Origin of the sequence: Saccharopolyspora griseoalba (genome assembly GCF_042665275.1) — a bacterium.
In the GTDB taxonomy this organism is placed as follows: domain Bacteria; phylum Actinomycetota; class Actinomycetes; order Mycobacteriales; family Pseudonocardiaceae; genus Saccharopolyspora; species Saccharopolyspora griseoalba.
Genome location: NZ_JBHTCJ010000007.1, coordinates 255,510 through 281,816, shown reverse-complemented (window position 1 = coordinate 281,816; position 26,307 = coordinate 255,510). Strand labels below are relative to the sequence as shown.

Genomic DNA, 26,307 nt, shown 5'->3' with positions numbered 1-26,307 from the left:
ACCGAACCGGACCGCCATTGGTCCTCCTGTTCATGGGCTTGCCCGAAGGGGCGTTCGGGCAGTTCCGCGGAAACCGATTGAAACGTTTTAGGGTGCGCGTGAGCGTAGGGCACCCAGCCGCCCGGGACAAGCCCCCGGAGCAGATCGGGCGCGGTGCACCGATCGAGACCGCCGGGGCCGGCAACACCGGTCGGTCGATCCCGCCGAGCGGAGTCGAGCGCGAAACCGCGTGGCGCGCGGGCGTTCGACGGCGCAGCAGCCCGTCGTCGCGGACCCCGACGATCTCCCTGGCGCGTTCCCGAATCACAGGAGCAGCCGGAGCACCACCGCGACGACCATCAGCCAGCCCCAGCCGAGCAGCACGGCCGCCCCCACCGCGGGCAGCGGGCGCGGTCGAGGCCCTCGACCTCCCGCTCCGGCACCGCCCGCCCCCACCAGGCACAGCGCGAGCGCCAGCGCTGCCCCGAGCAGGCACACACCGCGCCAGCCGTGCTGCGGGTAGATCAGCCCCACCAGCGTCGACCCCAGCGCACCACCGGCGAAGTAGCAGGTCATGTACGCGGAGGTGATTCGCCCCCGCGCTTCCGGGCGCACCGCGTAGATCAGCGACTGGTTGGTGATGTGCACTCCCTGGTGCGCCAGGTCCAGCAGCACGATCCCGGCCAGGAGCAGGGCGAGGTCGTGCGCTCCCCACAACAGCGGCCCCCACGAGGCCAGCAGCAGCGCGCCGCCGATCAGCGTGGTCCGGCCGGCCCACCCGAGGTCGGCCAGCCGCCCGGCCAGGTGGGCGGCCACCGCCCCCGCCGCCCCGACCAGGCCGAGCAGCCCGATCTGGGCGTCCGACCAGCCGTGACCGGGGTCGGAGAGCAGGAAGGCCAGCGAGCTCCACAGCGCGCCGAAGCACGCGAAGGCGAAGAACCCGATCGCCGACCGGGTGCGCAGCACCGGCTCCTCGGCGAACAGCCTCGCGGTGGAGCCCAGCAGCGCGAAGTAGCCCATCGCGGCGGATCCGCGGTACCGCGGCAACCGGCGGTGCAGCGCGACGGCCAGCGCGAGCATCGCCAGAGCCGCTGCCCAGTACGCCGTCCGCCACCCGCCGAGCTCGGCCAGCGCACCGGAAGCCGTGCGCGCCAGCAGCATTCCCAGCACCAGGCCGCTCATCACCGTGCCGACGATCTTCCCGCGCTGGTGCGGCGCGGCCAGATCCGCGGCGAACGGCACCAGGACCTGCGCCGCCACCGACAGCAGCCCGGTCAGGGCGGTGCCGAGCAGCAGCAGCCCGCCGTTCGGCGCGACCGCGGTCAGCGCCAGCGACAGGGCGGTGGCGGCGGTCAGCCCGCACACCAGCCGACGCCGTTCCAGCAGGTCGCCCAGCGGCAGCAGGAAGACCAGGCCCAGGCCGTAGCCGATCTGGGCCGCGGTCACCACCAGCGCCGCGGTCGTGGCCGACAACCGCAGGTCGGCGGCGATGGTGGCCAGCAGCGGCTGCGCGTAGTAGTTGTTCGCCACGCAGAGCCCGACGGCCGCGGCCAGGAGCAGCACCGCGCCGCGGCCGGGCCCGTTCGCGACGTCCGAACTCGGCGCCGCCGCGGGTTGCTCGATCGAGGAGGAAGCCACGTCCTCTTCCCTTCTTCCCAGGATTTCTCGCGCGTCCGGTCGCGCACCGGTGAACAGGCCTTCCCCGATGCTCCTGCGCTCCCGATCGATCGGTCCAACAGTTTGTTGCCATGACAGCGATCGGCGATCACGATGGTCGGATGGAACTGCGCCAGCTCGCCTACGCCGTCGCGGTCGCCGAGACCGGCAGCTTCACCAAGGCGGCGCACCGCTGCTTCGTCGTCCAATCGGCGCTCAGCGAGCAGATCGCCCGCCTGGAGAAGGAGCTGGGCGTGCGGCTGTTCGAGCGCACCAGCCGCCGGGTTCAGGTCACGCCCGCCGGCGAGGGCTTCCTCGGCCCGGCCCGCGAAGCGCTCGCCGCCGCCGAGCGAGCCGCCGGCAACGCGGTGGCCTCGGGCAGCGAAGTGCGCGGCGAGCTGGTCATCGGCACGATCACCCCGCTGACCGCGGTGGACCTTTCCGCGATCCTCGCCGGCTACCGGGACCGGTACCCGCGGGTGCGGGTCACGCTCCGCAACCGGCTGGTGCGGGACCTGCTGCAACAGGTGCGCGAGCACTCCTGCGACGTCGTCTTCGTCGACGCGCGGCCCGGCGAGCTCCCCCGAGGGCTGGCCGGTCGGGTGCTCACCCAGGACGAGCTGGTCGCCATCGTCGCGCACGGCCACCCGCTGGCCGACGTCGCACGGGTCGACCCGGCGATGCTGGCCGAGGAGGACATGGTCGACATGCCGCGCGGCTCGGGAATCCGCCCGCACAACGACGCGGCCTTCGCCGCGGCCGGCGCGACGCGCACGGTCGCCTTCGAGGCCGACAGCATGGCCCTGCTGGAGCAGCTCGTCGCGCGCGGCCTCGCGGTCGGCCTCGTCTCCTCCGCCACCGCCGCGCGGATGCCCGGCGTGCGCAGCGTGGCCACCACCGGGGTTCCGCCGCGAACGGTCCAGGCGCTCTGGTCGTCCTCCGGGATCACGCCCGCCGCAGGCGCTTTCCTCCAGCTGCTGCAGGAGCACGCGCCCGGCGACCTGGAGTCGCCGGGAACGACTTGAGGGTCGCCCGCGCGGACGATCCGCGCAGCGGCGCCGCGCCCCTTTCAGGGGCCTCACCTGCGGGTATCGGTCACGCTTGTGGACCTACTCGGCCTTCGCGTTTCCCGGCGCGCGAGATCCGCTCCTAGCGTCGTCGGTGCGGTCGAGGAACGGCCGCCGAGGACTTCCATCAGGAGCTAGGGATGCCACAGCAGACGTTGCAGAACAAGGTCGCGGTCATCGGCGGGGGCGCCAAGAACCTGGGCGGCCTGCTGTCGACGACCTTCGCCGCCGAGGGCGCCAAGATCGTGGTGCACTACCACGGCGACGCGTCGGCGGAGGCCGCCGAGAGCACGGTCAACGCGGTCAAGGAGGCCGGTTCGGAGGCCATCGCGGTTCAGGGCGACCTGACCCGGGTGGCCGACGTGCGGCAGGTCTTCGACGCGGCCATCGACTCCTTCGGCGGCGCCGACGTCGCGGTCAACACCACCGGGATGGTGCTGCGCAAGCCGATCCTCGAGACCACCGAGGAGGAGTACGACCGCATGTTCGGCATCAACGCCAAGGCGGCCTACTTCTTCATCCAGGAGGCCGGACGGCGGCTCAACGACGACGGCAAGATCATCAGCCTGGGCACCTCGCTGCTCGCCGCGTTCACCGACGGGTACTCCACCTACGCGGGCGGCAAGGCACCGCTGGAGCACTTCACCCGGGCGGCGGCCAAGGAGTTCGCCGACCGCGGCATCTCGGTCAACACCGTGGCGCCCGGCCCGATGGACACCCCGTTCTTCTACCCGCAGGAAACCCCGGAGCGCGTGGAGTTCCACAAGTCCCAGGCGATGGGCGACCAGCTCACCCAGATCGAGGACATCGCGCCGATCATCCGGTTCCTGGCCACCGAGGGCTGGTGGTTCACCGGGCAGACCATGTTCCCCAACGGCGGCTACACCACCCGCTGAGGGAGGGGGATCGGGCGGGAGCGCGGCGCGCACGCGCTCCCGCCCGTGCGTAGGCTCGGCAGCAGTCGACGGGAGGGACGTCGTGGGCCTGGACCTGCACAAGCTCGAACACCTGGTGGCCGTCGCCGAGGAGGGCACCTTCACCGCCGCCGCCAAGCGGGTGCACCTCTCGCAGCAGGCCCTGTCCAGCTCGATCCGCGCGCTGGAGCGCGAGGTGGGCGTGGACCTGCTCGACCGCAGCGGGGGCGCCGTGACGGTGCTGCCCGCCGGTCGAGCGCTGATCGCCGACGCGCGCGTGCTGAACGGCGTGGCCCGCTCGGCGCTGCAGCGCGCCCGGCGCATCGGTCGCGGGGAGGCCGAGACGCTGCGCATCGGGCACACCCCGGCCGTCACCGGCGACGAGGTCACCGCCCTGCTGCGCCAGGTGCACGCCGCCGACCCGCAGCTGAGCACGCAGGTCAACCAGCGCTACCCGGACGAGCTCACCGGGCAGCTGCAGTCCGGCGAGCTCGATCTGGGGCTGTGCCGCGCGATGTCCCCGGCGCGCGGGCTGGCCCGCGGCGCGCTGACCCGGCAGCGGTTGCGCGTGGCCGTGGCCGCCGAGCACCGCCTCGCCGAGCAGGACTCGCTGAGCTTGGCCGAGCTGGCCGACGAGCCGATCGCGGTGTGGGGGCATCCGGGGCGGTCCGGCTACACCGACCTGCTCGTCGAGCACTGCCGCAACGCCGGTTTCGAGCCCGAGCTGCACCGCAACCCGATCCAGGGCACCCCGCCGGTGACCGCGGTGATCGGCACCGGGCACGTCGCCTTCGTCACCGCCTCCCCCGGGATCGCGGCGGGCGGCCGGGTCCGCGTGGTCGAGCTGGACCCGGCCGTGCACGTCCCGCTGCACGCGCTGTGGCCGCAGCACACCGCGTCCGAGGCGCGCGACGCGTTCCTGCGCGCCGCGACCGACTAGGAGTTCTCCAGGAGTGCCCAGCCGGCGCCGCGGCGGGTTGTGAGTAGGCCGCGACGCCGCGCATCGGCCTACATCAGAGGACGTCTCACGACCCCCTGCCCGCACCGCCCCACAACGCACTCCCGGAAACCCCTAGGCGCCCTCCTCGGCGAGCTCGGGCTCGGCGGCGTCGTCGTCGCGCAAGTGGTTGTGGCGCTGGACGCTTCGGCCGACGAGCAGCCCCGCGAGCAAACCGACGGCCACCACGCCGAGCAGCCCCGCGAAGGTCTCCCGCGGCGCGTTGGTCATCAGCGAAGGCGTCACGGCCGCGGCCATGGCGGCCACCACGCGCGCCACGCCGACCACGGTGCCCTGCGCGGTGGCGCGCAGCAGCGTCGGGAACGCCTCCTGGCACCAGATCTTGAGCATGCCCTCGAAGGCCAGGGAGCCGCCCAGCGCGCCGAAGACCGAGGAGGCGATCAGGGTCCACTGCGAGACGCCGAAGACCACGACGATCCCCATGGCGGTCAAGTAGCAGGCGGCACCGACCAGGTACCAGCGCAAGCGGTTCCGCCCGTCGACGACCTTCATGAACCACAGGGCGACGATGACGCCGAGACCCATCGTGATCGCGCCGATCGCCGCGGCCGTGGAAACCGAGGATCCCGCGACGTTGACGAACAGGAAGGTGCCGAACTGGCCCTTGGTGTTGGCCACGACGTTGACCAGCGAGTAGAAGGTGATCAGCCCGAGCAGCGGCAGCAGGTGGGGTCCGGTGAGCAGTTCGCGCACACCGGGCGCGCCGGCCTTCGAGCCGGGCTCGCCGAGGTGCTCGCGCGAGGCCGCCCACTTCGCCGACTCCGGGATCCGCAACCGCAGCAGCAGCACGACCACCGCGACGACGGCGACGTGCCCGTACAGGATGCGCCCACCGGTGCTGGCCATGCCGCCGACGACGATGCTCAGCAGCTGGGTGGCGATGATGCCGCAGAACCACAGCACCTGGGAGAGCCCGACGAGCTTGCCCGCCTGGCCCGGTGGCGCCTCCTCGGCGATCAGGGCGAGCGAGACCGGCAGGTCGGCTCCGGAGGCGTAGCCGATGAGCACCACGCCGACGTAGAGCATCACCGGCCCGGCCGCCGCGGCGAGCAGGCCGGCGCCGATCGCCAGCAGCAGCATGGTCAGCGAGAAGACCCTGCGGCGTCCGAAGCGGTCGCCGAGCCTGCCGCCGGTGAGCGCACCGGCGGCGATCGAGATGGTCAGCAGCGACGACAGCACGCCGATCTGCATCGGGTCGAGTCCGAGGGCGTCCTGGAAGAGCACCAGCGCGGTGCCGGTGGAGACGATCGCTGCCGCGTCCAAGTAGGACGCCATTCCCGCGACGGCGGACCGGGTCCAGTCGCGAGCGGTGAGCGAAGGTGCGGTCATCGGCGTATCTCCTTTGACGTGCCAGACCAGAGCGGCGCTCCGCTTCCCGTGGTCATCGGCCACGGCCGCCGAAGCAACTCTTGAATCGTTTCACGAGATGGTGCGGTGCGGTCGGGGCGATGTCAACAACTCGGACGAACCGCTCTCGCTCAACGAAAGCGTCCAGCTGATTCGGCGCAGCCGTCGTCCGCTCCGAGATCGCCCGTTCCGGCCCGAACCGAATCTTGTCCACCGCATGCCGAGCCCGTACGGTCCTTGCTGAAAGCTTTCAATCGTTCCGGAGCGCCTCCGCCGTCAGAGCCGACACGACAAGGACTTCGACGCCATGACCGACAGCGCCATCCCCCACGCACCGACCGCCGAGAACCACCGGGAACCGCTCGGCATCGGCGCGGATTCGCCGAGGCTGTCCTGGACCACCTCCGCCCCGGACGGGTGGACCCAGCGCGCCTACGAGCTGGAGATCGCCCGCGGCGACCAGGTCGCCGTGCACGGGCCCGTCACCGACGACGACTCCCGCTACCGGCCGTGGCCGGAGTCGCCGCTGGCACCGGGGGAAGCGGCGCGCGTGCGCGTGCGCGTGCACGGCGCGGACGGGGTTTCGGAGTGGAGCGAACCCGCCGTCGTCGAGCGCGGTCTGGCCGCCGAGGACTGGGTCGCCCTGCCGGTCGGCGGAGATCCCGGCGAACCCGGGACGGAACGGCGCCCGGCGCTGGTGCGCCGCGGGTTCGCGCTGCGCGGCCCGATCGCCTCGGCGCGGTTGCGGGTCAGCGCGCACGGCCTCGCCGAGGTCGAGATCAACGGGCGACGCGTCGGCGAGGACGTGCTCTCCCCCGGCTGGAGCGCGTACTCCCGGCGGCTGCGCTACCGCACCCACGACGTGACCGACCTGCTCGGCGAGGGCGCCAACGCGATCGGCGCGTGGTTGGCCGACGGGTGGTACCGCGGGCGGATCGGCTTCCACGGCGGAGCCCGCGACCGCTACGGGACCGACCAGTCGCTCATCGCGCAGCTCGAAGTCCGCTACGCCGACGGCGGTCGGGAGACGATCGCCACCGGACCGGACTGGCGCGCCGCGGACAGCCCGATCCTGACCTCCTCGATCTACGACGGCGAGACCTTCGACGCCCGCGAGGTCCCGCACGGGTGGTCCGAGCCCGGCTTCGACGACACCGGCTGGTCCCCGGTGCACGTCTTCGAGCGCGATCCGGCCACCCTGGTCGCCCCGGACGGCCCGCCGGTGCGGCGCACCCGCTCGGTGCGCCCGGCCCGCACCGAACGGCGCGCTCCCGACCGGCTCCTGGTGGACCTCGGGCAGAACCTGGTGGGGCGGATGGCGCTGCGGACCCGCGGTCTGCGCGGCCAGGAGGTCGTGCTGCGGCACGCCGAGGTGCTGCAGGACGGCGAGCTGTGCACCCGCCCGCTGCGCCAGGCCGCGCAGACCGACCGCTACGTGCTCGCGGGTTCCGGCGAGGAGGAGTGGGAGCCCAGGTTCACCTTCCACGGGTTCCGCTACGTCGAGGTCACAGCTCCGCCAGCGGTTCTCGACCACCTGGAGCTGGAAGCGCGCGTGCTGCACAGCGATCTGCGCCGCACCGGCTGGTTCTCCTGCTCCGACGCCGACCTCAACGCCCTGCACGACAACGTGGTGTGGTCGATGCGCGGCAACTTCGTGGACCTGCCCACCGACTGCCCGCAGCGCGACGAACGGCTCGGCTGGACCGGCGACATCCAGGTCTTCGCCCGCACCGCCAGCTTCCTGCACGACGTGACCGGGATGCTGTCCTCCTGGCTGCGGGACCTCGCGATCGAGCAGACCGAGGAGGGCTCCGTGCCGGTGTTCGTCCCGACGCTGCGCGACGCGGGATCGTGGGACATGAGCGACCCGATCGCCGCCTGGGGCGACGCCGGGGTGCTCACGCCGTGGGACCTCTACGTGGCCTCCGGGGACACCGAGCTGCTGCGGCGGCAGTGGGACAGCGCCAAGGCGTGGGTCGACCTGCTCGCCCGCCGCGCCGGGGCGGACCGGCTGTGGACCGGCGACACCCAGCTCGGCGACTGGCTGGACCCCGCGGCCCCGCCGGACGACCCGGCCCGCGCCACCACCGACCGCGAGCTGGTCGCCAGCGCCTACTTCGCGCACTCCGCCCGCAGGCTCGCCGACATCGCGACCGCGATCGGCCGCGACGCCGACGCCGAGCACTACGGCGCGCTCGCCGCCGAGGTCCGCGCGGCCATCCGCGACCGGTGGACCGACGGCGGAGGTCGCCTCGCCGAGGAGTCCCAGTGCGGCTACGCGCTGCTGCTGACCTTCGAGATCCTGGAGGACGCCGCGTCGCGGGAGCGCGCCGGCGAGCGGCTTCGCGACCTGGTGGTCGAGGCCGACTACCGGATCTCGACCGGCTTCGTGGGCACTCCGCTGGTCTCCCAGGCGCTCTCGTCGACCGGCGGGCTCGACGTCGCCTACCGCCAGCTGCGGGAGCGCGGCTGCCCGTCCTGGCTCTACCCGGTCACGATGGGCGCGACGACCATCTGGGAGCGCTGGGACTCGATGCTGCCCGACGGCACGGTCAACCCGGGCGAGATGACCTCGTTCAACCACTACGCCCTCGGTGCGGTGGCGAACTGGATGCACAGCACGATCGCGGGCCTGGCCCCCGCGACCCCGGGCTGGCGGCGCATCCACTTCGCCCCGCGACCCGGCGGTGGGCTGACCTGGGCCCGCGGAGCCTACGACGGGCCCTACGGCCAGGTCGCCATCGACTGGTCCATCGACGACGGGACGCTCACGGTGCGCACCGAGGTGCCCGCCAACTGCACGGCCCGCCTCGACCTCCCCGACGGCACCGGCCACGACCTCACCTCGGGCCGCGCCACGCACACCTGCGCGATCTGACCCCACCCCTCCGAACCCGACACACCCGCCCACGATCGGCTGGCACTCGAAGAACCCTTGAATTTCGCGGGTCGAGTTCAAGGGTTCTTCGAGTCCACCCGGCGGGGTCTCGCGGGGTTCCGGGTGGGGCGGGTGATGGTCACCGAGCCGTGGGGGTGGGCTGATCGGCGGTTTGCCGAGCCCCCGGGAGAGCAGGTTGGAGCGGTTCGGCGAGGAAGGTGTTGATGTGCGCGCGGATCGCCTCGGCCATGTCGACGTCCTGGCCGTTGAGCCAGAGGAGTTCGAGGCCTTCGGTCATCGCCAACGTGCTCAGCGCCGCCGCGCGGGGCTCGACGCCCTCGCGCAGGGCGCCGTCCGCACGCGCCTCGGCGTAGGCGTTGGCGACCGCTGAGGCGATCCGCTCCACGCGGTCGCGGAAGCGCTCGTGGGCGGGGTGGTCGGGATCGGTGGCCTCGGCCGACAGGATCGTGTAGAGCTGCACCGCACCGCGCAGACCCGCCTGCTCCCGCGAGATCTCCACCAGCCCGGCCAGGAAACCGGTGCCGCGACGCCCTTCCAGCACCTGTTCGGCGCGCTCGTCGCGCCGCTCCAGCACGGCCTCGAGCAGCGCAGTCTTGCCGCCGGCGAAGTGGTGCAGCACGCCGGCCTGGGTCATGCCGACCTCGCGGGCGATCTGGCTGACCGAGCTCGCGGTGTAACCGGCCTTCGCGAACACCGCGAAGGCCGCTTCGACGATCTGCTCGCGCCGCTGCGCGCTCTTGCGGTACTCGCCCCTGGAACCGGCCACACCAGGGATTTTATCCGGCCCGAACGAAAACCTTCAACCCATTAGGTTTTCGTGTTAGGTTGCCTGACGCACGCCCACCGGTGGGGCGCATCGCTCGACGACGACGATGGCCGGGCCGTCCGCGACGGCCCCTCACGGCAAGGAAGCCACCATGACCAACCCCATCGAGCCCACCGCACCCGCGACAGCGCCGACATCCGCTGCGAGCACCGAATCGCGCTCAGCACCAAGGGGTTTCACGCTCCTCGTCGCGTTCGCGGCGATCGGAGCGGGAGCGGCGCAGATGTCGGCCGCGCTGCTCACCCTGACCCTCAAGGCCACCGAGCTGGACTCGACGGCTGCCACCGCGACCATCTCCCTGTCCAGCGGCATCGCCGGGGCGTTCACCCTCATCGCACTGCCGACCGTGGGCGCGCTCAGCGACCGCACCCGCTCGCGCCTCGGGCGCAGGCGCCCCTACCTGCTCGCGGCCGCCGCGGCCTTCGCGCTCGGCGGGCTGCTGCTGATCACCGCGCCCGCCGTGCCGGTCCTCGTCCTGGCGCACCTGCTGATCACGGCGGGGTTCGTGACCGCGGGCGTGACGACCACCGCGCTGGTCGCCGACCAGCTCCCACCGGACGAGCGCGGCCCGGTCACCGCGATGCTGAGCATGGGCACGCCGCTGGGCGCGCTCGTCGGCATGGCCGTGGGCACGCCCTTCGGGGACCGCCTGGTCCCGCTGGTGGGCATCCCGACCGCGATCGCGGTGGTGGCGATGCTGCTGCTCGCCGCGGTGATCCACGACCCGCGCGCCGACCGGGCGCCCGCCCGCCTCGACTGGCGCGAGCTCCTCGGCGTGTTCTGGGTGAACCCGCTGCGCTTCCCGGACTTCGCCCTCGTGTTCGCCAGCCGCCTGCTGGTGTTCTCCGGGGTCGCCGCGCTCAACGGCTACCAGGCGATCTTCCTGCTGCGCGAGCTGGACCTCTCCCCCGCGCAGCTCGGCGGGACGATCCTGCTGACCGTGGTGATCAACGCGGGCGTCACGATGCTGACCGCGCCCGCCGTGGGCAGGCTCACCGACGCGCTGAACGTGCGCAAGCCCTTCGTCCTGGCCGCCGCGATGATCCTCGGCGCCGGCCTGCTGATCGCCGCCGCGGCCCCCGGGCTCGGCGTCTACCTGTTCGCCTGCGGCGTGGTCGGGCTCGGCCAGGGCGTGTACTTCGCCGTCGAGCTGGTGCTGGCCACCCGGGTGCTGCCCGACCCGGACAACCCGGCCAAGGACCTCGGCCTGCTCAAGATCGCCGACAACCTGCCGGTGGCCCTCGTGGCCGCGGTGGCCCCGGCCCTGCTGGCCATCGGCGCGTCGGGCGGGGAGAACTTCGCAGCGCTGTTCGTCGCCGGAGCGGTCGCGGCGTTCGCCGGCGGTTCGCTGATCCTGTTCATCCGCGGCGCGCGCTGAGCGCGCCGCCGACTCAGAAGGAGCACATCGCATGTCTGGCACCTTCCCCGCGGACTTCCTGTGGGGCGTGGCCCTGGCCGGGCACCAGAACGAGGGCGACAACGAGCGCAGCGACATCTGGTTCCTGGAGCGCACCGCGCCCACGCTCTTCCAGGAGCCCAGCGGACCGGCCTGCCGGGGCTACCAGCGCTGGCCCGAGGACCTGGACACCGTCGCCGGGCTGGGGCTCAACGCGTTCCGGTTCTCGGTGGAGTGGGCCAGGGTCGAGCCCGAGCGCGGCGAGGTGTCCGCCGAGGCGCTGGACCACTACGAGCAGGTGGTCGACGGCGCGCTGGAGCGCGGCCTGGCACCCGTGGTGACGTTCAACCACTTCGCCGCGCCGCACTGGTTCTCGGCCGCCGGGTCCTGGCTCGCGGCGGACGCCGCGGAGCGCTTCGCCGCGCAGTGCGATCGCGTGACGGCGCGCTTCGGCGACCGGATCGCCGCGGGCGTGACCATCAACGAGCCGAACCTGGAGCAGCTGCTGCAGGCCGGTGGGAAGCTCCCCGCCGAGGCCGAGACGACCAAGCGCGAGATGCTCGCCGCGGCGGCGCGCGCCGCGGGCACCGAGCGCTACTTCGCCTCCAACGTCATCCCCTCGGACGCGCAGCCCGATTTCCAGGCGGCGTTCACCCGGGCGCACCGCGCCGCGAAGTCGGCGATCAAGGCCCGCCGCGGCGACCTGCCGGTCGGCGTGTCGATCGCGATGGCCGACGAGGTCGCGCTGCCCGGTGGCGAGCAGCACCGCGACGCGCGGCGCGCGGCGGTCTACGACCACTGGCTGGCCGTCGCCCGCGAGGACGACTTCATCGGCGTGCAGAACTACGAGCGCATCTTCCACGGACCCGATGGCGAGGTCGTGCCCGAAGGACCGCGCAACGGGATGAACTCGGTGATCGACCCGGCGTCGCTGGCCGGTGCGGTCCGCTACGCCCACCGGGTCGCGGGCGTTCCGGTGCTGGTCACCGAGCACGGCCTGCAGACCGAGGACGACGCGCAGCGCGCGGAGTTCATCCCGGCCGCTCTCGACCTGCTGGGCGATGAGGTCGGTGCTGGCACACCGGTTCTCGGCTACCTGCACTGGACCCTGATGGACAACTTCGAGTGGATCTTCGGCTACGGGCCGAAGCTCGGCCTGCTGGCCGTCGACCGCGAGACCTTCGACCGCACGCCGAAGCCCAGCGCGAAGGCCTACGCGGCTGCGGTCCGGCACCACCGGGGCCGGTGACCGCGGCCCCGGCGGGCGGGGTTTCGCGCGGGGGCGGACGGGGAACCAAGCTTGGGTGTTCCGGGAACCCGCCGAAGAGGGGAGCTTCGATGAGCGAGAGGTCCACCGGTGTCCCCGCGCAGCAGCAGTCGCCGCCGGGCACCACCGAGCCGATGGTTCCGCACCCCCGCGACGAGATGCGCGAGTACCGCGGCAGCGGGCACCTGGAGGGCGAGCGCGCGCTGATCACCGGTGGCGACTCGGGCATCGGGCGCGCGGTCGCGGTGGCCTTCGCCAAGGAGGGCGCGGACGTGGCGATCAACTACTTCGGCGCGTCCGAGGACTCCGACGCCGAGCGCACCCGGGCGCTGGTCCGCGAGCAGGGACGCCGGTGCCACCTGTTCCGGGGCGACGTGGCCGACCCGGAGTACTGCCAGGAGCTGGTGCGCTCGGCGGCCGAGGCGCTGGGCGGGCTGGACGTCCTGGTCAACCACGCCGGCGTGCAGTCGGTGCAGCCGGACTTCGCCGACATCGACACCGAGCAGTTCGACCGGACCTTCAAGGTCAACGTCTACGCGGTGTTCTGGATGTGCCGGGCCGCGCTCGAACACCTCGGCGCGGGCGGGGCGATCATCAACACCGGATCGGTCAACGGGCTGCGCGGCAACAAGGACCTGATGGACTACTCGGCGAGCAAGGGCGCGGTGCACGCGCTCACCCAGTCGCTCGCGCAGTCCCTGGCCACCAGCGGGATCCGGGTGAACTGCGTGGCCCCGGGTCCGGTGTGGACACCGCTGATCCCGGCGACGCTGCCCGAGGAGAAGGTCGAGGGCTTCGGCGAGCAGGTGCCGATGCAGCGCGCGGCGCATCCCGACGAGATCGCGCCCTCCTACGTGTTCTTCGCGTCCGATCGCCTCTCCAGCTACTACACCGGCGAGGTCCTGGCGCCGGTCGGCGGCGAGACCCACCCCGGCTGAACCGCCACGGGTACCCGGGGCGGCGGCCGAGCACACCTCGGCGCCGCGGACGCCGCTCGAAGGAGGTCCGCGCGCGGCGGGGATGTGATTGGTGGTGGCGCCCGCGGGTATGGCTCTGGGGCGAATCCGCTATCCGAGGAGAGCGACATGTCCCTCCCGCTGCCCGACTACGACAACCTGCCGGTCGGCTCGCTGCAGCACCGCATCCGCTCGCTGACCACCGACGAGGTGCAGCAGCTGCTGGACTACGAGCAGGAGCACAACGATCGGCCCCAAGTCGTGACGATCCTGTCCCAGCGCCTGGAGGAGCTGCACAACGGCGCGGTGCCCTCGCAGGGCAGGCAGCTCGACGACCCGGTGGAGACCGAGGGCACCTCGCACGGCTCGCCGGTCGACCCCAGCGGCTCCCCGCAGCCGATGCACCCGCCCCGCCACGGCACGGGAGAGCTGCCGGGCAAGCCCAAGGCGGATCGTCCCCGCAAGCAGTGAAGGAGCGAGCCGATGACCGACTCCGACGAACGTCGCGTGGCCAAGGCGCTGCAGGGAGCGCAGTTCCCCGCCGACAAGGAGTACCTGATCGACTACGCCGAGGAGCGCGGCGCGGGCCCGAAGACGCTGCAGGCCCTGCAGGCGCTGCCCGATGCGACCTACGCCAACAGCGACGAGGTCGAACGAGCCGTCCCGCAGGAACCCGACAAGGCCACCGGGTGATGCTCCGCGGGTGCTGCCCGGCGAAGCACCCCTGCGCGGACCTCAGCGCCGGGCGTTCAGCTCGACGGCGGGACTGCTGAACCGGCGGGGGCGCAGGTCGATCTCCGCGCGCTGGAACCCGGCGCTGATCGCGTCCTCGCGCAGCTCCTCCGCCGAGACGCCCAGGACGTGCCGGTGCACGCTGATCAGCAGCCGCCCACCGGGCCGCAGCACCCGGTGCAGCTCGGCGAACCCGCGCGGGCGATCCCACATCATCACGTTGTTCACCGAGATCGCGACGTCGATCGAACCGTCCGCGCAACCGGTGTCCTCGGCTCCGCCCGCGCGCAGCGCGACGACCCGGTCGATGATCTCGGCGGCGCACCGGGCCTGCGCCATGCCGCGCATCTCCGCGGAGGGATCGACTCCGATCACGTGCCCGCCGGGCACCACCGCCGCCGCGGCGAGCTGCAACCCCACCCCGGGTCCGGGGCCGATCACCAGCACGCGTTGACCGGGTTCGATCCCGGCCTCCGCCACGGCCCGCCGCTCCTGCTCGGCGTTCCCGCGCGCCATCACCGTCCCGCCGAACCTGCCCAACGCGCCTCGCGGACGCCCGAAGGCGCGCTCCAGAACCCCGGTCAACCTGCTCATCCCCCGAGCCCACCACGACCCGCCGCACCCGGCATCCGGGAACGCCCCGGTCATCCCTCGGGGCAACACCTGACGCGCCGCCGGAGGCGACGATGGACCACGTGGGCGAGGAAGCGATCGAGCTCAGCCGGGACGACCTCCGGGGGTCGCCGGATTCGCCGCGTCGTGCGCGCGCTCCGCGCTGGAGGTCTTCGAACGGGAACGCCCGGACGTTCGACGTCCGCGCGCGGCGATCGAAGCTGCGCAGGACTTCGGACGAAGCCGTCCGCTGATCACCTCGGCCGCCCGGGGCGCGGATGCGCAAGAACGGGGGCCGCGGGCCCCGCGCCGCCGCCCGTGGCTCGCCCCGCGTGCGGATACCCTGGTGCGGGGTCCGCGCGAGCGGACCTCGCAGGTAGCGGTTCGCTCAGGGAGCAGCGCGGATGGCATTCACGCCGAAGACGTGGCCGGGGCGGGTGATCCCCGGCGACGAGGAGCAGGCCGAGCTGGCCACGCGGAAGCTCTTCCTCGAGGTGTTCCCCGGGCACCCGGTGACCTCGGAGGCCAAGGCCATCCTCGATCGCTGGTACGACGCGGGGTGGTGCGTCGACGCGATCAAGGTCGCCCTCGACAACCTCCCGCAGGGCCAGGAGGGCTTCCAGCCCCGGCGGGGCGATCAGGAGTCGCCGGAGGACTTCCTGGTGCGGCGGCTGCGGAAGTGGTTCCGCGACGCCGACGAGGACGTCGACTCGGAGCGCAACGCTCGCTTGGCCCCGCCGCGGGCCGGCCAGTCGCTGGACATGCACCTGCGGCTCAAGCGCCAGCAGCAGCTCAACGACGGCCTGGGACCCTCGCGCCGACCGCTGACCGCCGCCGGGCAGCAGGCCCGCGAGCAGGCGCAGGAGCAGGCCCGCGAGCGGCGCCCGGACCCGGTCGCCAGGGCCCGCGCGCGCGATGCGCGGATGCGCGAGGCGCTGGACTCGCTGCACGCCGAGCTACCGCTGGTGCACGCCGAGGACAGCGCCGCCGACGCCCGGCACGATCAGCACGAGTCCCAGCTCGTGGCCGCCTACGCGGCGCGGACCGCGACGGTCAAGCACGACCCGACCGTGCGGCGCGTCCTCGCGCGGCTCGCCGAGGAGCGGCGGCGCCCGAACGCGCAGGAGACGGCCATCCTGCGCCGGGCGGTGCGCGGTGCGCAGCAGCGCGCCAGCCTCGGCACCCTCGACGCGGCCACCGCGGACGCGACCAACACCGTCCTCGACGAGGACGGGCAGCGCATCCTCGCCTACCTCGACCACGCCGCGGACACCGGGCTCACGCTCGACCAGGCGGTCGCGGTCCTGCACGCCCAGGTGGACGCGGCGACCTCCCAGGAGTGAGCCCGCGGCCCGGTCGCGCAGCGCGCCCCCCGCGAAGGTCAGCTCGGGGCGCGGCGCAGGGCCGCGTCGAGGGTCGCCGCCCACTGCTCGACGATGCCCTTGCGGCGCGCCGAGTCGTCGGTGAGGACGTCGGCCAGCCCCAGGCCGCGGGCCATGTCGAGGGTGGCCTGCACGAGGCGGTGGGTGGCCGGGTCGGTGTCGTCGGCGCCGAGCAGTTCGACGGTGACGCGGTGCACCGCCCGGCCGAACCTGGCCTCCAGCGGCACGATCCGCGCCTTGAGCGCCTCGTCGGCCGCCGCCGCGGTCCACACCTGCAGAGCGGCCTTGAACAGCGTCCCGGTGAAGTAGTCGACCATCCGCGTGATCACGGCCTCGGTGCGGCCGGGCCCGACCGGCACCTCGTCGACCTCCTCGCGCACCTCGGCCATGCGGGTGTCGAACATGTGCTCCAGGGCCGCGGTGATCAGCTCCTCGCGGGTCGGGAAGTGGTGCTGCGCCGCGCCCCGCGAGACCCCCGCCTTCTCGGCGGCGACGGTGACCGTGGTGGCGGCCCAGCCGTGCTCGGCGAGGCAGTCGACGGTCGATTCGAGCAGGCGCTGACGGGTCGCCCGGCTGCGGTCCTGCTTGGGTTCTCGTGAGGTCATGTGCTGCTCCTCGCCCACGTGATCACGTCGATCACCACGGCTCGATCACTGCGCCCAGGCGGGGCCCGCTTCTCCAGGAACGCCGTCATGCCCTCCATCGCCTCGGGGGTTTCGAACAGGCTAGCGGACCGCGAGGCCAGCAGCTCGGCGGACTCGTCGAAGCCCGCGAGCACCTCGGCGGTGGTCAACCGCTTGGACTCGGCCAGCCCCTGCGGCGAGCACTCGCGCACCTGGGCCAGCACCGCTCCGACCGCGGCGTCCGGGGCCTCGGCCGCCTCGGTGATCAGGCCGAGCCGCTCGGCCTGCGCGGGGCCGAACGTCTCGCCCGTGAGGAAGTAGCGGCTCGCGGCCCGCGAGGTCAGCCGGGGCAGCACCGTCAACGAGATGATCGAGGGCGCGAGACCCAGCCGCGCCTCGGTGAGCGAGAAGGTCGACCGCTTCCCCGCCGCCACCACGTCGCAAGCTCCGACCAGCCCCATGCCGCCCGCCCGGACGTGCCCGTCGACGCGGCCGAGCACCGGCTTGGGCAGCTCGACGATCGCGCGCAGCAGCTCGGCCATCGCGCGCGAGCACTCCTCGGTGGTGCTCTGCCCCGCGTCGGAGAGGTCGGCGCCCGCGCAGAAGGTCCCGCCGGTGTGGGTGAGCACGACCGCCCGCACCTCCGGGTCCTCGGCCGCGTCGGCCAGGCCCTGGTGCAGTTCGGCCACCAGCCGGTTGGACAGCGCGTTGCGGTTGTGCGGCGAGTCCAGCACGACCGTGGCAGCACCCCCGCCGACGGAACACCGCACCAACGGCTCGGTCATACCAATCCCTCCGAAAAGGAGAACTTCCAGAACCGAAAGAAGACACCCCGACCGCAACCCCCAACCCCGATCTGCTCCCCGAGTCGCAAGCGGCGAAGCCGCGAGCCGAAGCGCCCGCCCGAGCAACCGGCACCGCCGCGGGTTCTCAGCGGCCCTCCGGCGAGGACAGCCGCGACGCGGCGCACGTCGGCTGATCGAGGAGCGGATCCCGCAGCCGGAGGGCCGCTGAGGTTCCGCCACCCGCACCGCGACGCGAGCCGAGAGCCCAACGGCGAATCAATACGACTTGGGGAGGCCGAGGGAGTGCTGGGCCACGAAGTTGAGCACCATCTCCCGGCTGACCGGGGCGATCCGGGCGATGCGCGCCGCGCCGAGCATCGCGCCCAGGCCGTGGTCGCTGCTCAGCCCGGAACCGCCGTGGGTCTGGATCGCGCGGTCGAGCGCACCGATGCTGGCCTCGGCGGCGGCGTACTTGGCCATGTTGGCGGCTTCTGCGGCGTTGGCGTCGTCACCGCTGTCGTAGAGCGCGGCGGCCTTCTGCATCATCAGCTTGGCCAGTTCGAGTTCGACCTTGAGCTGCGCCAGCGGGTGCGCGATGCCCTGGTGCGCGCCGATCGGGGTCTTCCAGACCTGCCGGGTCCCGGCGTACTCAACGGCCCGGTCCAGGGCGTAGCGACCCATCCCGACGGCCATCGCGGCGCCGAGGATGCGCTCGGGGTTGAGCCCGGAGAACAGCTGCGCGATCGCCGCGTCCTCCTCGCCGACCAGCGCTTCGGCGGGCAGCCGCACCTCGTCGAGGAACAGGGTGAACTGGTGGTCCGGTTCGACGATGTCCATCTCCATGCGCTGCGCGGTGAAGTTGGCCGCGTCGGTGGGCACGATGAACAGCGCGGGCTTGAGCTTGCCGGTGCTGGCGTCCTCGGTGCGGGCCACGACCAGCACCGCGTCGGCCTGGTCGACCCCGGAGATGAACACCTTCTGCCCGTTGAGCAGCCACTCGGTCCCGTCGCGCCGGGCGGTGGTGGTGATCTGGTGCGAGTTGGAGCCCGCGTCGGGTTCGGTGATGGCGAAGGCCATCTTCGCCGAACCGTCGGAGAGCCGCGGCAGCCAACGGGTCTGCTGCTCGCGGGTGCCGTACTTGGCGATGATGGTGCCGCAGATGGCCGGCGAGACGACGACCAGCAGCAGCCCGGCGCCCTGCGCGGCGAGCTCCTCCTGCACCAGCGCCAGCTCGTAGATGCCCGCGCCTCCCCCGCCGTGCTCCTCGGGCAGGTTGACGCCGAGGAAGCCGAGCTCGCCGGCTTCGTGCCACAGCTCGGTCAGCGGTTCGCCCGCTCTGGCTTTGGGCAGCGCGTAGTCGAGGTAGTTGTAGCGCTGGGCCAGCTTGGCGACGGCTGCGCGCAGCTCCTTCTGCTCGGTGGTTTCGACGAAGCTCATCCGTTCCCCTCCGGTGGGCGCGCTCGGTTACCCTTCCTCGACGACGGCGAGCACGGCGCCGACGTCGACCTGCTGACCGGCGGTCACGCCGATCTCGGTGAGCACCCCGTCGGTCGGGGCCGCGATGGTGTGCTCCATCTTCATCGCCTCCAGCCACAGGATCGGCTGTCCCCGCTCGACCTGGTCCCCGACCTCGGCGGCGACCCGCAGCACGCTGCCGGGCATGGGCGCCAGCAGCGATCCCGCGGCGACCAGGGCGGCCGGGTCGACGAATCGCGGCTTGCGGACCAGGGCCACCGGTCCCAGCGGGGAGTCGACGCAGGCCAGCTCGCCGTAGCGGGCGATGTCGAAGGTCCGGCGCACCGGTCCGTGCTCGCCGGGCACGTCGAGCACCACGCGCTCCGGCTCGGCCCGCACGACGACCAGGCCGGGGTGGTCGTCGACCTCGACGCCGGCGCGGGTGGGCCGGTAGCGCACCTCGACGTCGGCGCCCGAGGCGGTGCTGAAGGTCTTGCGCTGCGGTTCGGCCGCGACGTTGCGCCATCCCGCGGTGATCGCGGAGTTGACCCGCGCGCCGCGGCGGTTGGCCGCGGACTCGGCGAGCGCGGCGGCCACCGCCGACAGCTCGGTGGCGGTCTCGTCGGCCAGCGGGCGCGCGAGGGCGTCCAGGCCGTGCCGGTCGAAGAACGCGGTGTCGGTCTCCCCCGCCAGGAAGGCATCGTGGCGCAGCACCCGCACCAGCAGGTCGCGGTTGGTGACCAGCCCGTGGATGCGCGCGCGGCCGAGCGCGGCCGCGAGCAGGTGCGCGGCCTCGGCGCGGGTCTCCCCGAAGGAGATGACCTTGCCCAGCATCGGGTCGTAGTGCACGCTGACCTCGCTGCCGCCGACCACACCGGTGTCGACGCGCACGCCGGGCTCGTCCAGCACGGCGAAATCCGCAGCGGCGCCGGGGATTTCGATGCGCCGCAGGGTTCCGCTCTGCGGCTGCCAGTCCCGCGCCGGGTCCTCGGCGTAGAGGCGGACCTCGATGGAGTGCCCGCGGGTCGGCGGTGGCGAGTCCGGGAGCGGGTGGCCGCCGGCGATGCGCAGCTGGTGGCGCACCAGGTCCAGTCCGGTGGTGTTCTCGGTGACCGGGTGCTCGACCTGCAGGCGGGTGTTCATCTCCAGGAAGAAGAACTCGCCGCGCTCGTCGGCCAGGAACTCCACGGTCCCGGCTCCTTCGTAGCCGATGGCCGCGGCGGCCAGCCGGGCGGCTTCGAACAGCCGCTCCCGCATCCCGTCCACCCGCTCGACCAGCGGCGAGGGCGCTTCCTCGACCACCTTCTGGTGGCGCCGCTGGATGGAGCACTCGCGCTCGCCGAGCGCCCACACCGCGCCGCGGCGGTCGGCGAGCACCTGCACCTCGACGTGCCTGCCGGTCTCCAGGTACCGCTCGCAGAACACCGTGGGGTCCGCGAAGGCGGACTCCGCCTCGCGCCGCGCGGCTTCCAGCTGCTCGGGCAGCTCGGCCAGCGAGCGCACCACGCGCATGCCGCGGCCGCCGCCACCGGCGGAGGCCTTGATCAGCACCGGCAGCTGCTCCTGGCTCACCGCACCGGGGTCGAGCTCGCCGAGCACCGGCACCCCGGCCTCGGCCATGAGCTTCTTGGCCTCGACCTTCGATCCCATCGACTCGATGGCCGCGGCGGGCGGGCCGATCCACGTCAGCCCGGCTTCGGTCGCGGCGCGGGCGAAGGCGGCGTTCTCGGACAGGAACCCGTAGCCGGGGTGCACCGCGTCGGCCCCGGCGGCCCGGGCGGCGGCGATCACCGCGTCGGCGCGCAGGTAGGTCTCCGCCGGGGTCCGCCCGGGCAGCCGCACGGCCGCGTCGGCTTCGAGCGCGTGCGGGGCGGCCGCGTCGGCGTCGGAGAACACCGCGGTGGTGCCCAGGCCCATCCGGCGGGCGGTGGCGAACACCCGTCGGGCGATCTCGCCGCGGTTGGCGACGAGCACGTTGGTGATCGGAGAGTTCATCGCAGCCTCACATCCGGAAGACGCCGAAGCGCTCGGCGCCGGCGACGGGGGCGTTGTGGATCGCCGACAGGCACATGCCGAGCACCTCGCGGGTGTCGCGCGGGTCGATGACGCCGTCGTCGTAGAGCAGGCCGGACAGGAACATCGGCAGCGACTCGGACTCGACCTGCTGCTCGACCATCGCCCGCATCGCCTCGTCGGAGTCCTCGTCGAACGGCTTGCCCTTGGCCTCGGCGGCGGCGCGGCTCACGATCGAGATGACGCCGGCCAGCTGGGCCGGCCCCATCACGGCGGACTTCGCGCTGGGCCAGGCGAACAGGAACCTCGGGTCGTAGGCGCGCCCGCACATGCCGTAGTGCCCGGCGCCGTAGGAGGCGCCCATGAGCACCGACAGGTGCGGCACGGTGGAGTTGGACACCGCGTTGATCATCATCGCGCCGTGCTTGATGATGCCGCCCTGCTCGTACTCCTTGCCGACCATGTAGCCGGTGGTGTTGTGCAGGAACAGCAGCGGCGTGTCGGACTGGTTGGCCAGCTGGATGAACTGGGTGGCCTTCTGCGACTCCTCGCTGAACAGCACGCCGCGGGCGTTGGCGAGCACGCCGATCGGGTAGCCGTGCAGCTCCGCCCAGCCGGTGACCAGGCTGTTGCCGTACAGCGGTTTGAACTCGTCGAAGTCCGACCCGTCGACGACGCGCGCGATGACCTCGCGCGGGTCGAAGGGCACCTTGAGGTCGGAGGGCACCACGCCCAGCAGCTCCTCGGGGTCGTGGCGCGGCGGCGCGACCTCCGCGCGCGGCGCGGGCCCCCGCTTCTTCCAGTTGAGCCGCCTGATGACGTTGCGGCCGATGCGCAGCGCGTCGGGCTCGTCCTCGGCGAGGTGGTCGGCCAGCCCGGAGGTGCGCGCGTGCATCTCGGCGCCGCCGAGCGATTCGTCGTCGGAGTCCTCGCCGGTGGCCATCTTCACCAGCGGCGGCCCGCCGAGGAAGACCTTCGAGCGCTCCTTGACCATCACCACGTGGTCGGACATGCCGGGGATGTAGGCGCCGCCGGCGGTGGAGTTGCCGAAGACCAGGGAGATGGTGGGGATCCCGGCGGCCGAGGCGCGGGTGAGCTCGCGGAACATCTTGCCGCCGGGGATGAACACCTCCTTCTGCGTGCGCAGGTCGGCGCCGCCGGATTCGACCAGGCAGATCACCGGCAGCCGGTTCTGCTCGATGATCTCGTGGGCGCGGAAGGACTTCTTGAGCGTCCACGGGTTGCTCGTGCCGCCGGCCACGGTCGGGTCGTTGGCGATGATCATGCACTCGACGCCCTCGACGACCCCGATCCCGGTGACCATCGAGGCGCCGACCTGGAAGTCGCTGCCCCACGCTGCCAGCGGGCACAGCTCCAGGAACGGCGAGTCCTCGTCGACGAGCAGCTCGATGCGCTCGCGCGCGGTGAGCTTGCCGCGCTCGCGGTGCCGCTCGACCTTCTCCGGTCCGCCGCCGGCGACGGCCTTGGCGTGCTCGTCCTGGATCTCGGCGATCTTGCCGCTCATCGCCTCGACCGCCTCGCGGTACTCCGGCGAACTGGTGTCCAAAGTAGATCGCAGCTGCGTCATGCTCGATACCCCAACCTGCTGGCCGCCAGCCCCGTCATGATCTCGGTGGTTCCGCCGCCGATGCCCAGGATGCGCATGTCCCGGTACTGGCGCTCGATCTCGCTCTCGCGCATGTAGCCGAGCCCGCCGAAGAGCTGCACCGCCTGGTGCACGACCCACTCGCCGACCTCGACGGCGGTGTTCTTGGCGAAGCAGGTCTCCACCACCAGGTCGGTCTCGCCCGCCACCGAGCGCTCGGCCAGCCGCCTGGTGTAGACGCGGGCGACGTCGATCTTGCGGGCCATCTCGGTGAGCGTGTTCTGCACCGACTGCCTGCTGATCAGCGGACGCCCGAAGGTCTCCCGGTCGCGGCACCACCGCTCGGTGAGCTCCAGGCAGCGCTGCGCGCTGGCGCAGGCCTGCACCGCCAGCGAGAGCCGTTCGGCGAGGAAGGCCTGCGCGATCTGCAGGAAGCCGGAGTTCTCCGGACCCACCAGGTTCGCCACCGGCACGCGGGCGTCGGCGAAGGACAGCTCGGCGGTGTCCGAGGCGTGCCAGCCCATCTTCTCCAGCTTGCGGGTGACGGTGAACCCGGGCGTGCCCTTCTCGATCACCAGCAGCGAAATGCCCTCGGCCCCGGGGCCTCCGGTGCGAACCGCCGCGACCACGAAGTCGGCGCGGCAGCCGGAGGTGATGAAGGTCTTGGCGCCGTTGACCACGTAGTGATCGCCGTCGCGCTCGGCGCGCGTCCTGAGGTGCCCGACGTCGGAGCCGCCGTCGGGTTCGGTGATGGCCAGCGAACCGATCTTCGTCCCGGCCAGCGTCGGGCGCACCCAGCGCTCGATCTGCTCGGGATCACCGGCCCAGACCAGGTGCGGCACGGCGATGCCGCAGGTGAACAGCGAGGCGAACAGCCCGCCGGAAGCACCGGCTTGGTGCATCTCCTCGGTGATCACCGAGACATCGATGAGGTCGCCGCCACCGCCGCCGACCTCGGCCGGGAAGCCCGCGCCCAGCAGCCCGAGCTCGCCCGCCCGCTCGTGCAGGCTGCGGGGCAGCTCGCCGGCCCGCTCCCACTCGTCGAGGTGCGGCAGCACGTCGGTTTCGACGAACCTGCGCACGGTGGCGCGCAGCTCGCGCCGCTCGTCGGTCTCCCAGGGGTTCACCGCGACTCCTCCTCGACGAGCGCTTCGGGCAGGTCGATGCCGCGCGAGCGCAGCCACTCGCCCAGCCCCTTGGCCTGCGGGTCGAACCGCGCCCGGTAGGCCGCACCGCGCCCGAGGATTCCCCCGATCACGAAGTTGACCGCCCGCAGCTTCGGCAGCGCGGTTCGGGTGATGGGCAACTCGGCGGCCTCGGGCAGCATCTCGCGCACCGTGGTCGAGGTGAGCGCGTGCACCAGCCAGCGCCACTGCTCGTCGGTGCGCACCCACACGCCGATGTTGGCGTCGCCGCCCTTGTCGCCGCTGCGCGCGGCGACCACCTCGCCCAGCGGTCTGCGCGCGGTGGGCCCGTCCGGCGGCGGTGCGGGCAGTTCGGGCTCGGGGAGCTCTTCGAGCTCGCGGGTGCGCGCGGCCGGCGGGATGCCGACGCGGGTGCCGTCGGGCAGCACCGCCACGTGCGGCACCTGCCCCGCGTCCACCTGGCCGGAGCTGAAATCGCCGTAGGGCGAGGCGTTCCCGGGCACCGAGGTGAGGCTGAACCCGGGATAGCTGGCCAGGGCCAGCTCGACGGCGATGCCGGAGAACGCGCGCCCGACCACGTCCGGGTCGTCGTCGCGGACCACGCAGCGCAGGATCGCGCTGGCCTCCTCCTGGGTCTCCGCGTCGGGCCGGTCCAGCCGCGCCAGCGTCCAGGTCAGCTCCGCGGGACGCTCGGCCAGGTGCGATTCGAGCTGCTCGCGGGCCAGCTCCGCCTTGGCCTCGACGTCCAGACCCGTGAGCACGAAGGACATCTCGTTGCGGTGCCCGCCGAGGGTGTTGAGCCCGACCTTGAGCGTCGACGGCGGCGGCTCGCCCGCGACGCCGCTGATGCGCACCCGGTCGGGCCCTTCCTGGGCCAGTTCGACGGTGTCCAGCCTCGTGGTGACGTCCGGCCCGGCGTAGCGGGCGTCCTGGATCTCGTAGACCAGCTGCGCGGTCACGGTGTCCGGGGTGACCGCTCCCCCCGTCCCGGGGTGCTTGGTGATGACCGAGCTGCCGTCGCGGCGGATCTCGGCGATCGGGAATCCGGGGTGGGTGAGGTCGTCGATCTCGGTGAAGAACGAGTAGTTGCCGCCGGTGGCCTGCGCGCCGCACTCGACGACGTGCCCGGCCACGACCGCCCCGGCCAGCCGGTCGTGGTCCTCGCGGCCCCAGCCGAAGTGCGCGGCGGCGGGCCCCGCGGCCAGCGAGGCGTCGGTGACCCGCCCGGTGACCACCACGTCGGCGTCGGCGCGCAGGCATTCGACGATGCCCCAGGCGCCCAGGTAGGCGTTGGCGGTCAGCGGCTGGCCGAGGCCGAGCTCGGCGGCCCGCGAGGTGAGGTCGTCGCCCTCCACGTGGGCGATCTTGGGGCTCACCCCGAGCTCACCGGCCAGCTCGCGCAGCTCCGCGGCCAGCCCGGCGGGGTTGAGCCCGCCCGCGTTGACCACGATCCGCACGTCGCGCTCCAGCGCGAGCGCCAGGCACTCGCGCATCTGGCGCAGGAAGGTCTTGGCGTAGCCGCGGGCGGGGTCCTTCATCCGGTCGCGGCCGAGGATGAGCATGGTCAGCTCGGCGAGGTAGTCGCCGGTGAGCACGTCCAGCTCCCCGCCGGTGAGCATCTCGCGCATCGCGCTGAAGCGGTCGCCGTAGAAACCGGAGCAGTTGCCGATCCGGATGAGTTCGGGATCGGCGGCCAGCGGTCGGGTCGTCACGCGAACTGCCCCGCCTTCCTGCCGGTGCCCGGCAACCCGGCGAATGCCTGGGCGATGGTCAGCCAGTGCGCGGCGTCGGTTCCGGTCGCCGCCACGGCGAGGTCGTCGGGGTGGCGGCGCTGGGTGACCAGCAGGCAGAAGTCCAGCGCCGGGCCGCTCACGCGCTGCGCGGCGTCCTCGGGTCCCCAGCTCCAGGTGCTGCCGTCCGGCGCGGTGAGCTCGACGCGGAAGGGCTCGGCGGGCGGGTCCTGCCCGTGCACGGCGTAGGCGAAGTCGCGGGTGCGCGCTCCGATGTGGCAGACGTTGCGCAGCCGCGCGGTGGACGGGCGGGTGACGCCGAGGGTATCGGCGACGTCCTGGCCGTGCGCCCAGGTCTCCATCAGCCTCGCCGTGGCCATGGAGGTGGCGCTCATCGGCGGGCCGAACCAGTCGAGCTTGTGCCCGTCGGGGACGGCGCGCAGCGCGTCGAGCAGCCGGGCGCGTCCGGCGCGCCAGCCCGCGAGCAGCTCGGCGGGGCGGGTGCGCGCGCGCTCCTCGGCGGCCTCGTCGACGAACCCGTGCGGATCCCGGGCGGCCCGGTCGAGGACCTCGGCGAAGCGCGGCGGGTCGGTCGCCGACAGCAGCGCCACGTCGTCGGTCCAGGCCAGGTGCGCGATCTGGTGGGCGATCGTCCAGCCCTCGGCCGGGGTCGCGATGCCCCAGCGGTCCTCGGCCAGGCCGGCCACCAGGGCGTCGAGCTCCTCGCCTTCGGCGGCGAGATCGCCGAGAACGGCGTCGTTTTTCGGCATGCGGCTCAGCATGGCAAGGCCCCCAAAATAAATCAAGCACGATTGATTGTTTTGGGCTTGCGCCTGGCTTACCATCGACGAAAGTATGATGTGGAACACACTTTCTGCTCATCGCCGAGGCAAGGGAGC

At 72.8% G+C, this 26,307-nt stretch carries 22 protein-coding genes; 10 read left to right on the top strand and 12 right to left on the bottom strand.

The window, feature by feature from the left end:
- Positions 1 to 303 precede the first annotated feature (303 nt).
- The gene (locus ACFQRI_RS15985; RefSeq protein ID WP_380669245.1) at positions 304 to 1,617 is read right to left on the bottom strand and encodes an MFS transporter; all 1,314 of its coding nucleotides are present in this window, start codon (positions 1,615 to 1,617) and stop codon (positions 304 to 306) included.
- A 140-nt stretch (positions 1,618 to 1,757) separates the two neighbouring features.
- Here ACFQRI_RS15985 and ACFQRI_RS15980 point away from each other — a divergent pair, with 140 nt between their 5' ends.
- From ACFQRI_RS15980 to ACFQRI_RS15970, 3 genes are all read left to right on the top strand, one after another.
- Entirely contained in the window at positions 1,758 to 2,660 is a 903-nt protein-coding gene (locus ACFQRI_RS15980) for a LysR family transcriptional regulator (RefSeq protein ID WP_380669243.1), read from the top strand.
- Positions 2,661 to 2,842: 182 nt separating this feature from the next.
- Positions 2,843 to 3,598: an SDR family oxidoreductase gene (locus ACFQRI_RS15975; RefSeq protein ID WP_380669241.1), complete on the top strand. Its 756-nt coding sequence runs from the start codon at positions 2,843 to 2,845 to the stop codon at positions 3,596 to 3,598.
- Positions 3,599 to 3,680: 82 nt separating this feature from the next.
- Entirely contained in the window at positions 3,681 to 4,556 is an 876-nt protein-coding gene (locus tag ACFQRI_RS15970) for a LysR family transcriptional regulator (protein WP_380669239.1), read from the top strand.
- 132 nt (positions 4,557 to 4,688) lie between these two features.
- Here ACFQRI_RS15970 and ACFQRI_RS15965 read toward each other — a convergent pair whose 3' ends face one another.
- Positions 4,689 to 5,963, bottom strand: coding sequence for an MFS transporter (locus ACFQRI_RS15965; RefSeq protein ID WP_380669237.1), 1,275 nt, complete (start codon positions 5,961 to 5,963; stop codon positions 4,689 to 4,691).
- Between the two features lie 325 nt (positions 5,964 to 6,288).
- Here ACFQRI_RS15965 and ACFQRI_RS15960 point away from each other — a divergent pair, with 325 nt between their 5' ends.
- Entirely contained in the window at positions 6,289 to 8,859 is a 2,571-nt protein-coding gene (locus tag ACFQRI_RS15960) for a family 78 glycoside hydrolase catalytic domain (protein ID WP_380669235.1), read from the top strand.
- A 139-nt stretch (positions 8,860 to 8,998) separates the two neighbouring features.
- On the opposite strand, the gene ACFQRI_RS15955 is transcribed toward ACFQRI_RS15960, so the two are convergent.
- Positions 8,999 to 9,646: a TetR family transcriptional regulator gene (locus ACFQRI_RS15955; RefSeq protein ID WP_380669233.1), complete on the bottom strand. Its 648-nt coding sequence runs from the start codon at positions 9,644 to 9,646 to the stop codon at positions 8,999 to 9,001.
- Between the two features lie 106 nt (positions 9,647 to 9,752).
- Between ACFQRI_RS15955 and ACFQRI_RS15950 the strand changes: the two genes are divergently transcribed.
- The 5 genes from ACFQRI_RS15950 (at position 9,753) to ACFQRI_RS15930 (ending at position 14,018) form a co-directional block, all read left to right on the top strand.
- Complete coding sequence (locus ACFQRI_RS15950) at positions 9,753 to 11,084, top strand: MFS transporter (protein ID WP_380669231.1); 1,332 nt, start codon at positions 9,753 to 9,755, stop codon at positions 11,082 to 11,084.
- 31 nt (positions 11,085 to 11,115) lie between these two features.
- Positions 11,116 to 12,351: a family 1 glycosylhydrolase gene (locus tag ACFQRI_RS15945; protein WP_380669229.1), complete on the top strand. Its 1,236-nt coding sequence runs from the start codon at positions 11,116 to 11,118 to the stop codon at positions 12,349 to 12,351.
- A gap of 89 nt (positions 12,352 to 12,440) precedes the next feature.
- Positions 12,441 to 13,307, top strand: coding sequence for an SDR family oxidoreductase (locus tag ACFQRI_RS15940; RefSeq protein ID WP_380669227.1), 867 nt, complete (start codon positions 12,441 to 12,443; stop codon positions 13,305 to 13,307).
- Between the two features lie 147 nt (positions 13,308 to 13,454).
- Complete coding sequence (locus ACFQRI_RS15935; RefSeq protein ID WP_380669225.1) at positions 13,455 to 13,796, top strand: DUF8129 domain-containing protein; 342 nt, start codon at positions 13,455 to 13,457, stop codon at positions 13,794 to 13,796.
- Between the two features lie 12 nt (positions 13,797 to 13,808).
- Entirely contained in the window at positions 13,809 to 14,018 is a 210-nt protein-coding gene (locus ACFQRI_RS15930) for a DUF2795 domain-containing protein (RefSeq protein WP_380669223.1), read from the top strand.
- A gap of 42 nt (positions 14,019 to 14,060) precedes the next feature.
- Here ACFQRI_RS15930 and ACFQRI_RS15925 read toward each other — a convergent pair whose 3' ends face one another.
- Positions 14,061 to 14,651: a class I SAM-dependent methyltransferase gene (locus tag ACFQRI_RS15925; protein ID WP_380669221.1), complete on the bottom strand. Its 591-nt coding sequence runs from the start codon at positions 14,649 to 14,651 to the stop codon at positions 14,061 to 14,063.
- A 422-nt stretch (positions 14,652 to 15,073) separates the two neighbouring features.
- Between ACFQRI_RS15925 and ACFQRI_RS15920 the strand changes: the two genes are divergently transcribed.
- Complete coding sequence (locus tag ACFQRI_RS15920; RefSeq protein ID WP_380669219.1) at positions 15,074 to 16,012, top strand: hypothetical protein; 939 nt, start codon at positions 15,074 to 15,076, stop codon at positions 16,010 to 16,012.
- A 38-nt stretch (positions 16,013 to 16,050) separates the two neighbouring features.
- Here ACFQRI_RS15920 and ACFQRI_RS15915 read toward each other — a convergent pair whose 3' ends face one another.
- The 8 genes from ACFQRI_RS15915 to ACFQRI_RS15880 form a co-directional block, all read right to left on the bottom strand.
- Positions 16,051 to 16,656 (bottom strand): TetR/AcrR family transcriptional regulator, encoded by a 606-nt coding sequence (locus ACFQRI_RS15915; protein ID WP_380669217.1) that lies wholly within the window; start codon positions 16,654 to 16,656, stop codon positions 16,051 to 16,053.
- Positions 16,653 to 17,459: an enoyl-CoA hydratase family protein gene (locus ACFQRI_RS15910; RefSeq protein WP_380669215.1), complete on the bottom strand. Its 807-nt coding sequence runs from the start codon at positions 17,457 to 17,459 to the stop codon at positions 16,653 to 16,655. The genes ACFQRI_RS15915 and ACFQRI_RS15910 overlap by 4 nt, the downstream gene beginning before the upstream one ends.
- 276 nt (positions 17,460 to 17,735) lie before the next feature.
- Complete coding sequence (locus ACFQRI_RS15905) at positions 17,736 to 18,896, bottom strand: acyl-CoA dehydrogenase family protein (RefSeq protein WP_380669213.1); 1,161 nt, start codon at positions 18,894 to 18,896, stop codon at positions 17,736 to 17,738.
- 27 nt (positions 18,897 to 18,923) lie between these two features.
- Positions 18,924 to 20,909 (bottom strand): ATP-binding protein, encoded by a 1,986-nt coding sequence (locus tag ACFQRI_RS15900; protein WP_380669211.1) that lies wholly within the window; start codon positions 20,907 to 20,909, stop codon positions 18,924 to 18,926.
- Positions 20,910 to 20,916: 7 nt separating this feature from the next.
- Positions 20,917 to 22,515 (bottom strand): acyl-CoA carboxylase subunit beta, encoded by a 1,599-nt coding sequence (locus ACFQRI_RS15895; RefSeq protein WP_380669209.1) that lies wholly within the window; start codon positions 22,513 to 22,515, stop codon positions 20,917 to 20,919.
- A complete protein-coding gene (locus tag ACFQRI_RS15890; RefSeq protein ID WP_380669207.1) occupies positions 22,512 to 23,660 on the bottom strand; it encodes an acyl-CoA dehydrogenase family protein in 1,149 nt (382 codons plus the stop codon). Before ACFQRI_RS15890 ends, ACFQRI_RS15895 begins: the two co-directional genes overlap by 4 nt.
- A complete protein-coding gene (locus tag ACFQRI_RS15885) occupies positions 23,657 to 25,390 on the bottom strand; it encodes an acyclic terpene utilization AtuA family protein (RefSeq protein ID WP_380669206.1) in 1,734 nt (577 codons plus the stop codon). The genes ACFQRI_RS15890 and ACFQRI_RS15885 overlap by 4 nt, the downstream gene beginning before the upstream one ends.
- Positions 25,387 to 26,178: a TIGR03084 family metal-binding protein gene (locus tag ACFQRI_RS15880; RefSeq protein ID WP_380669204.1), complete on the bottom strand. Its 792-nt coding sequence runs from the start codon at positions 26,176 to 26,178 to the stop codon at positions 25,387 to 25,389. Before ACFQRI_RS15880 ends, ACFQRI_RS15885 begins: the two co-directional genes overlap by 4 nt.
- Positions 26,179 to 26,307: the final 129 nt, after the last annotated feature.

What these genes read in the sequence shown, in the direction of transcription:
- ACFQRI_RS15980 (WP_380669243.1), top strand. Translation starts at nt 1,758, where the DNA reads ATGGAACTGCGCCAGCTCGCCTACGCCGTCGCGGTCGCCGAGACCGGC.
- ACFQRI_RS15975 (WP_380669241.1), top strand. Translation starts at nt 2,843, where the DNA reads ATGCCACAGCAGACGTTGCAGAACAAGGTCGCGGTCATCGGCGGGGGC.
- ACFQRI_RS15880 (WP_380669204.1), bottom strand. Translation starts at nt 26,178, where the DNA reads ATGCCGAAAAACGACGCCGTTCTCGGCGATCTCGCCGCCGAAGGCGAG.
- ACFQRI_RS15915 (WP_380669217.1), bottom strand. Translation starts at nt 16,656, where the DNA reads ATGACCTCACGAGAACCCAAGCAGGACCGCAGCCGGGCGACCCGTCAG.
- ACFQRI_RS15930 (WP_380669223.1), top strand. Translation starts at nt 13,809, where the DNA reads ATGACCGACTCCGACGAACGTCGCGTGGCCAAGGCGCTGCAGGGAGCG.
- ACFQRI_RS15935 (WP_380669225.1), top strand. Translation starts at nt 13,455, where the DNA reads ATGTCCCTCCCGCTGCCCGACTACGACAACCTGCCGGTCGGCTCGCTG.
- ACFQRI_RS15945 (WP_380669229.1), top strand. Translation starts at nt 11,116, where the DNA reads ATGTCTGGCACCTTCCCCGCGGACTTCCTGTGGGGCGTGGCCCTGGCC.
- ACFQRI_RS15940 (WP_380669227.1), top strand. Translation starts at nt 12,441, where the DNA reads ATGAGCGAGAGGTCCACCGGTGTCCCCGCGCAGCAGCAGTCGCCGCCG.
- ACFQRI_RS15965 (WP_380669237.1), bottom strand. Translation starts at nt 5,963, where the DNA reads ATGACCGCACCTTCGCTCACCGCTCGCGACTGGACCCGGTCCGCCGTC.
- ACFQRI_RS15960 (WP_380669235.1), top strand. Translation starts at nt 6,289, where the DNA reads ATGACCGACAGCGCCATCCCCCACGCACCGACCGCCGAGAACCACCGG.
- ACFQRI_RS15920 (WP_380669219.1), top strand. Translation starts at nt 15,074, where the DNA reads ATGGCATTCACGCCGAAGACGTGGCCGGGGCGGGTGATCCCCGGCGAC.
- ACFQRI_RS15900 (WP_380669211.1), bottom strand. Translation starts at nt 20,909, where the DNA reads ATGAACTCTCCGATCACCAACGTGCTCGTCGCCAACCGCGGCGAGATC.
- ACFQRI_RS15910 (WP_380669215.1), bottom strand. Translation starts at nt 17,459, where the DNA reads ATGACCGAGCCGTTGGTGCGGTGTTCCGTCGGCGGGGGTGCTGCCACG.
- ACFQRI_RS15905 (WP_380669213.1), bottom strand. Translation starts at nt 18,896, where the DNA reads ATGAGCTTCGTCGAAACCACCGAGCAGAAGGAGCTGCGCGCAGCCGTC.
- ACFQRI_RS15925 (WP_380669221.1), bottom strand. Translation starts at nt 14,651, where the DNA reads ATGAGCAGGTTGACCGGGGTTCTGGAGCGCGCCTTCGGGCGTCCGCGA.
- ACFQRI_RS15895 (WP_380669209.1), bottom strand. Translation starts at nt 22,515, where the DNA reads ATGACGCAGCTGCGATCTACTTTGGACACCAGTTCGCCGGAGTACCGC.
- ACFQRI_RS15950 (WP_380669231.1), top strand. Translation starts at nt 9,753, where the DNA reads ATGGCCGGGCCGTCCGCGACGGCCCCTCACGGCAAGGAAGCCACCATG.